Annotated in this window: 12 protein-coding genes and 2 pseudogenes; 8 read left to right on the forward strand and 6 right to left on the reverse strand. The window is 65.3% G+C overall.

Annotated elements, in window-relative coordinates:
• Positions 1 to 167: pseudogene (locus JCM19049_RS19280) on the forward strand (ZIP family zinc transporter); the annotation flags it as partial.
• Positions 168 to 183: 16 nt separating this feature from the next.
• Here JCM19049_RS19280 and JCM19049_RS07195 read toward each other — a convergent pair.
• From JCM19049_RS07195 to JCM19049_RS19285, 4 genes are all read right to left on the reverse strand, one after another.
• On the reverse strand, positions 184 to 516 hold the full coding sequence (locus tag JCM19049_RS07195) for a GNAT family N-acetyltransferase (RefSeq protein WP_054821244.1): 333 nt from the start codon (positions 514 to 516) through the stop codon (positions 184 to 186).
• A 56-nt stretch (positions 517 to 572) separates the two neighbouring features.
• Positions 573 to 1,490 (reverse strand): pirin family protein, encoded by a 918-nt coding sequence (locus JCM19049_RS07200; protein WP_306420728.1) that lies wholly within the window; start codon positions 1,488 to 1,490, stop codon positions 573 to 575.
• Between the two features lie 95 nt (positions 1,491 to 1,585).
• Positions 1,586 to 2,485, reverse strand: a complete 900-nt coding sequence (locus JCM19049_RS07205) for a tellurite resistance/C4-dicarboxylate transporter family protein (protein WP_054821245.1) — start codon at positions 2,483 to 2,485, stop codon at positions 1,586 to 1,588.
• On the reverse strand, positions 2,443 to 2,616 hold the full coding sequence (locus JCM19049_RS19285; protein ID WP_279402673.1) for a hypothetical protein: 174 nt from the start codon (positions 2,614 to 2,616) through the stop codon (positions 2,443 to 2,445). The genes JCM19049_RS07205 and JCM19049_RS19285 overlap by 43 nt, the downstream gene beginning before the upstream one ends.
• Positions 2,617 to 2,757: 141 nt before the next feature.
• On the opposite strand from JCM19049_RS19285, the gene JCM19049_RS07210 reads away from it, so the two are divergent.
• From JCM19049_RS07210 to JCM19049_RS19290, 7 genes and pseudogenes are all read left to right on the forward strand, one after another.
• Positions 2,758 to 3,000: a hypothetical protein gene (locus JCM19049_RS07210; RefSeq protein ID WP_054821246.1), complete on the forward strand. Its 243-nt coding sequence runs from the start codon at positions 2,758 to 2,760 to the stop codon at positions 2,998 to 3,000.
• Between the two features lie 5 nt (positions 3,001 to 3,005).
• Positions 3,006 to 3,200 (forward strand): hypothetical protein, encoded by a 195-nt coding sequence (locus JCM19049_RS22395; RefSeq protein ID WP_306420729.1) that lies wholly within the window; start codon positions 3,006 to 3,008, stop codon positions 3,198 to 3,200.
• Positions 3,200 to 3,288, forward strand: a pseudogene (locus tag JCM19049_RS22400) (MarR family transcriptional regulator); the annotation flags it as partial. The gene JCM19049_RS22395 and the pseudogene JCM19049_RS22400, both read left to right, overlap by 1 nt.
• Positions 3,289 to 3,294: 6 nt before the next feature.
• Positions 3,295 to 3,519 carry a MarR family winged helix-turn-helix transcriptional regulator gene (locus JCM19049_RS22405; protein WP_306420730.1) on the forward strand — a complete coding sequence of 75 codons (225 nt, stop codon included), beginning with the start codon at positions 3,295 to 3,297 and terminating at the stop codon, positions 3,517 to 3,519.
• A gap of 73 nt (positions 3,520 to 3,592) precedes the next feature.
• A complete protein-coding gene (locus tag JCM19049_RS07220) occupies positions 3,593 to 3,838 on the forward strand; it encodes a hypothetical protein (RefSeq protein WP_054821247.1) in 246 nt (81 codons plus the stop codon).
• Between the two features lie 93 nt (positions 3,839 to 3,931).
• Positions 3,932 to 4,204, forward strand: coding sequence for an SRPBCC domain-containing protein (locus tag JCM19049_RS07225; RefSeq protein WP_054821248.1), 273 nt, complete (start codon positions 3,932 to 3,934; stop codon positions 4,202 to 4,204).
• A complete protein-coding gene (locus JCM19049_RS19290; protein ID WP_279402674.1) occupies positions 4,201 to 4,371 on the forward strand; it encodes a hypothetical protein in 171 nt (56 codons plus the stop codon). Before JCM19049_RS07225 ends, JCM19049_RS19290 begins: the two co-directional genes overlap by 4 nt.
• Positions 4,372 to 4,399: 28 nt before the next feature.
• Here JCM19049_RS19290 and JCM19049_RS07230 read toward each other — a convergent pair whose 3' ends face one another.
• Both JCM19049_RS07230 and JCM19049_RS07235 read right to left on the reverse strand, forming a co-directional pair.
• Positions 4,400 to 4,807 carry a nuclear transport factor 2 family protein gene (locus tag JCM19049_RS07230; RefSeq protein WP_054821249.1) on the reverse strand — a complete coding sequence of 136 codons (408 nt, stop codon included), beginning with the start codon at positions 4,805 to 4,807 and terminating at the stop codon, positions 4,400 to 4,402.
• 26 nt (positions 4,808 to 4,833) lie between these two features.
• A complete protein-coding gene (locus JCM19049_RS07235) occupies positions 4,834 to 5,682 on the reverse strand; it encodes an SDR family NAD(P)-dependent oxidoreductase (RefSeq protein ID WP_279402675.1) in 849 nt (282 codons plus the stop codon).
• Between the last annotated feature and the right edge of the window lie 310 nt (positions 5,683 to 5,992).

Below are 5,992 nucleotides of genomic sequence, written 5' to 3' on the forward strand. Positions count from 1 at the left end.
TGCCCGCCGAGGTGCTGGCGTTCGCCACCGCGGTCGCGGCCGGCGGCATCCTGACCATGATCGCGGACACCATGATCCCCGAGGCGTACGCGGTGGACCACGACTACACCGGGCTGCTGGTCACCCTCGGGTTCCTCAGCGCCTTCACCCTGCACGCGGTCGGCGGGTACTCCGCCGTCCCGGTTAGGCCTTGGGCAGGATCTGCAGGTGGTGCGGGCGCGGCGGGACCACGTCCGGCTCGAACTCCTGGTGCTTGCCCACATACTTCTTGATGTACGGGCAGACCGGGACGATCTTCATCCCGGCCGAGACCGTGTCATCCAGGGCGAAGGCCGCCAGCTTCGAGGCCAGGCCCTGGCCGCTGTACTCTTCATCGACCACGGTGTGGAAGAAGATCCGCTCCACCCCGTTCTCACCCTGGTAGTCGCGGTAGTGGGCGGCGCCGATGTGCTTGCCCGCATCGTCAAGGACGTAGCGGTCGCGTTCGGGCAGTGCCTGCGGGACGATCTGGCTCATGGTGCTCCTTGTGTCGCTGGGTTGTCGGATGATGGAAAATCGGTTGGCCGGTGGCGCTACACCGGCGGGTTTTCGCGCGGACGCAGCCGCACGGTGGGCAGGGTGGGGGCCGGCAGCGCGGCCGGGGTGTCCTTGGGGAAGGGGCCGAAGCGGTCCTCGGAGGCGTCCCCGGGCTCGGCGCCGATCTCCGCCTGGTACTGCTGACGGAAGGCGACCACCTCCTCATGGGTGCGGCCCACGAAGTTCCACCACATCAGGATCTGCTCGTTCAGCGGCTCCCCGCCGATGATGATGACCCGCACCGGGTCCTGCCCGGCCTGGATGCGCAGTTCGCCGGTGCCCCGCCCCAGATAGCCCAGGTCGCGGTGGCCCAGTTCCTGGCCGTTCACGATGGGGGCGCCGGTGTCCACCATGACCCCGTGCTCGTGCCCCTCGGGCACCTCAATGCACAGTGAGGCCCCCGCCTGAAGGGTCAGCTCCGCGCCGGTCAGCGGCGTGTACACGCTCACCGGGGAGGTGGATTCCTGCCCCTCGGCGCGCAGCGTGCCCAGGAACACCGACAGGCTCCAGCCCGGGCCGGTCAGCGGTTCGGGGCGGTAGCTTTCGAAGGTCGGTTCCATGTTGCGGGCATGTTCCGGCAACGCCACCCACAGCTGGGCGCCGTGCAGGACGGTGGTGTCCTTCGTGGAGAATTCCGAATGGGTGATCCCGTACCCGGCGGTCATCAGGTTCAGCTCCCCGGGACGCACCGTGGCCTTGAAACCTGCCGAGTCCATGTGGTCGATCGCCCCGGTGAACAACCAGGACACCGTTTGCAGTCCGGTATGCGGGTGACGTGGGACGGCCATCCCCAGGCTCTTGGAGACATCGTCCGGACCGTAGTGGTCCAGGAAGCACCAGGCCCCGATCAGGCTGCGCTGCTTCTGCGGCAGTGTGCGGTAGACCGTCATGGCGCGCGGCCCGCCCAGCGGCACCGGGCGCGGTTCCAGGATCTGGACCTGTTCGGTCGCTCGGCATTCGTGCAGCCGATCTCCGCCGGGGCCTGCTCAAGGTTGCTCATGCACCCAGCTTAGGATCTCCGGACCAGCATGCCTAGCCATAACGCGGTGGTGCCCACCCAGGCGGCCACCGCCACCCAGATGAACCCCTGGCCAAAGTGCTGCAGCGCCGGGAAATCGGTTTCGCGTCCCAGGAACTGGCAACAGCTGGCCAGCATGCCCAGCGGGAAGACGATCGCCCACAGGCTGGTCTCATAGCGCAGCGGGTGGCGGCGCACCACGTGGCGCCAGTATCCGAAGAGCACCAGCAGCGGGATGAACCAGACCCCCACCGAGAGCAGCGCAAAGCAGGTGAACGCGATCATCGGGTGCAGCCACGGCTCCAGCACCCCCGCATTGGCCAGGGACAGCAGCTGGGAGCCGGTCATCACCGTGATCGCGGTGGCGCCCATGAAGATCCAGTAGGTGGGGGAGAGCGTCTCGGGACGGTTTGGGTAGCGCAGCATCCGGATGGTCACCAGGGTGGCGATCATCAGGTACAGCATGCAACCCAGCAGCCAGATCGCCAGCGCCGCAATATTGCCCAGCCGGAAGATGTAGGGGTGGAAGGCGAAGGTGCCGGCCACCGCCTGGGTGGCCACCACCCACAGGAACCAGGAGCCGTTGGCGTGCGCGATGCCCGGTTCGGGACGCTCAATGAGCACCAGCAGCGCCGGGATCACATAGCACAGCCCCACCCACAGGATCCCGCCGGCGGTGGCGATCCCCAGTGAGATGCGGGTCAGGCCCAGGGCGCCAAGGTCCAGGGAGACCACGGTGCAGGCGGCCACGATGGTGAAGAACCCGAACGCGGCCGAGGGGTTGAGCAGATCCGCGAGCATCGCCCGCCCGTGGGTGATCAGCCGCACCACCAGGGCGGCCAGCAGGATCAGCAGCAGGCCCACCGCGGTCCAGGAGAACAGCTGGCCCACGGTGCGGTGCCCGGCCAAACCCAGCCCGTAGCCAATGATCCGGTGGCCATCACCGAGGAGAAGGTGGCGGGGGACTGGTGGGCGATCCAGTGAGTGACGGCGCCGGGGATGGTGCTGGGCGTGACGTTCACGGATCTCCTTGAGGTGAAGTGGCGGGGCGGCCCGCAGTCGAGTGGTGCATCTTCCAAGTTACTGCACCGACACAACCGCGCGGTGAGCCTACACTGGATATAGGGCCGCCCCGGCCCGCACAGGACCCTGGATGGCCCCACATGGATGACAGACCACTGCCGATTGTCCACGACACCACCGGGCTGAGCCTGGGATACCGGCTCAGGTGGTGGATCCGCTACTGCGCACTGTACGTGTTCGGTCCGGCCGAGCGTTCGGTCGGGTCCAGTCCGCGCGAGCGGATGAAATGGGAACGGGCCCGCAAGGTGCGTGATGCGCACTATGCCCGGGGCACGCTGCCCGATGGGGAAACCATTGAAACGGTGGCGCGGCTCGAGCAATAGCCCCGGTGCCGGGTTCGGCACGCGGCATCATCAAAAAGGAAGTAGGCCCGAACGTGGGACAGGCGGAGTTGAATCAGGACGATCTGCTGAAGCTGGAGCACCAGGTGTGTTTCGCGGTGGCAGTGGCCTCCCGATCGGTCATCTCCTCCTACCGTCCCGTGCTTGAACCCTGGGGCTCACCCATCCGCAATACCTGGTGATGCTGGCCCTGTGGGAACAGGGCCCGATCGGGGCGCGGGAGCTGAGCGCCCAGCTGCATCTGGACCCCGGGACCTCAGCCCGCTGATCAAGCGCATGGAGGCCCACGGGCTGGTCACCCGGCGACGCAATCCGGAGGATGAGCGGGCCATCCTGATCGAGGTGACCGAAAAGGGGGCGCAGCTGCGTGAACAGGCCCTGCAGGTCCCGGTGCAGATGATGCGCCGGCTGCAGATGGATGAGCAGGATGTGCATGACCTCCAGCGGCTGATGACCCGGTTGATCAGCGCGGCACAAAGTGCTGATGATAACGCCGACTAATTAGTTGGTGCCCCAATTATTTGCCTACAATAGATGTAAGGCCCGCATCGGGCGCAGAGCTAAAGGGGAAATCATGGACGAGTCATCACTGCCCGTCATTACCGATACCACCGGACTAAGCCTGGGATACCGTTTCCTGTGGCGCCTGAAGTACGCTGGCCTGACGATTTTCGGCCCCGCGGAACGCTCGGTGCACTCCAGTCCGCGGGAACGGGTGAAATGGGAGCGTGCGGTCAAGGTGCTGCGGGCCCACGAAGCACGCGGAACCCAGGCGGATGCGCAGACGGTGCAGACCGCGGCGCGCATGCAGCCGCGCTAAGTCCCCGGGTCCTTCCGGACGCTGAGGCCAACGGCACACCGGATACCTCGCTGTGGCGGTGAAGTACGCGGTAATCTTCAAGGCATGGATGAGATGACCGAACTGGTACTGACCCGCCATTTTGCCGCGCCGCGCACCGCTGTGTGGGCCGCGTTCTGCGAACCGGAAATTATCGCCCAATGGTGGGGTCCGGCCGAATGGGGGATCAAGGAATCCTCCGTGGTCCTGGAACCCAGGGTCGGCGGACGCCACGAACTGGTCATGTACCAGCACCAGGACCCCACCCAGGAAGTGCCGTTGAAGGCACGATCACCGAATTCGATGAGTACACCTGCCTGGTCAGCGCCGACGGACCGCATGAAATGACGCTGGATCTGGTAATTCACACCCGGATCGACTTGAAGGAATTCGCCGGGCAAACCATCGTTACCCTCACCCAGGGCCCGCTGCCTCGTGAGGTGCTGGCCAGCAGTACCGCCGCCTGGGAATCGGCGTTCGACAAGCTGACCGGCCTGCTGGGTCAGTTCTTCTAAGCCAAGGGTCCCTCCGGCAGCTGCCGGCCTAGATGGGCCGGGAGACCAGGTAGCTGCGCACCTGTGTGATCTTTGCCGTTTTCGCGGTGCTGGTGAAACGGATCATGTAGCAAAAGGCGACGGAAATGTTCTGTACATTGGTCACCCGCCCGTCCACGCTCCCCTCCCGGCCATGGGTAAGGATGCTGTTGATCCGCAGCTGCGTGTTGTCCCGGGCGTTGGTCACCCACTTGAGCACCTCGGTCAAACCGGACAGGCGCTGGAAGCCCACAATTTCCCACTGCACGTCATCGGCCAGCCACTGCGCCAGGTGTTCGGCATCCTTGCTTTGCACGGCGACCACCAGGTCGCGAATGACCTGGGCGCGCGGGGCATTGCCGCAGTTCTCCGGTTCAGTGATTTCCAGGGGCGTGGCAGCCGCGTTGTTGGACGTCAAAAAAGTGCTCCTTGCCGTGCTGTGCGTCAGTGCTTCTGGCCGCAGCCAGGTTCCCACTCTACGCCCGCTCCCCGCCCGCCCGGCAGTGGCCTGTGACGGTTTTGCTTAACCCCGCCCGATGTAGGCATTCCCGCTGCGGTAATGGTCAGCTGGTTAACGGCCGCGCTCGCCGGCGCATTGGCGATAAATGCGACGGCGCGGGCCGCTTCCTCCAGCGCGAAGGTAGGCTCAACCTTGCGCGTGCCGTCCGCCTGCAGGGCGCCGGTGGAGGTGCCCAGCTGATCCATGATCTCGCTGGCCGCGTTGCCGATGTCGATCTGTGAGGCCGTGATGCCCCAGGGGCGCCCATCCAATTCCATGGACCGCGTCAACCCCGTGATCGCGTGCTTGGTGACCGCGTAGGCCACCGACTGGGGGCGGGGAACCTGGGCGGCGATGGACCCGTTGTTGATGATGCGTCCGCCACCGTGGTCCTTCATGTGGTTAAAGGCCTGCCGGGCGCAGTTGATGGCACCGGTCAGGTTGACCGCGCAGACTTCGTCCCAGTCCTCTTCGCTCAAATCCCCGACGTGGACGGCGGGCCCGAAGGTCCCGGCATTGTTGAACAGGGCGTGGATGCGGCCAAAGCGTGTACTGGCCTTCTCGAAAAGTTCTGCGACGTCCGCGCTCTGGGCAACATCGGCGGCCACGGCGAGGGCGCGGGGATTTCCGTCGGCCGCCTGGCGCAGCTTTTCCTCGGTGCGTCCGGCCAGCACCACGTTCCACCCCTGGCTCAACAGCACGCGGGCGCTGGCCCGGCCGATGCCGGAGCCCGCTCCGGTGATGATGATGGTGCGCCGGGATTCTTCCGAAACGGATACCGGATTCGTTGTCACCTGTGGCTCCCTGGGGTGTTGGCAATACGTGTGTTGGCTTCGGCTTTAACCGTAGGCCCCGGCGGAATGAATGACGCATGTTTCATCCCAAGACTTGTGAGGCTCTCACTTAATCTTAGTATGCGATAGAGAGTTTCCATAAAGCGGAAGTTTAAGTGTGTTGTTTTACCCTAAGCCACCACGCTTCGACCCATGAAGGACTGTATCCATGACCATCATTGAAGACGCGCCGACCACGGGTGCAAACCGCCACTCCGGCACTCCGGCTGCCGCCGAGGGCGCCCGGGCCACGGACGAGCAGATCACCGGT

Source organism: Arthrobacter sp. JCM 19049, from assembly GCF_001310435.1.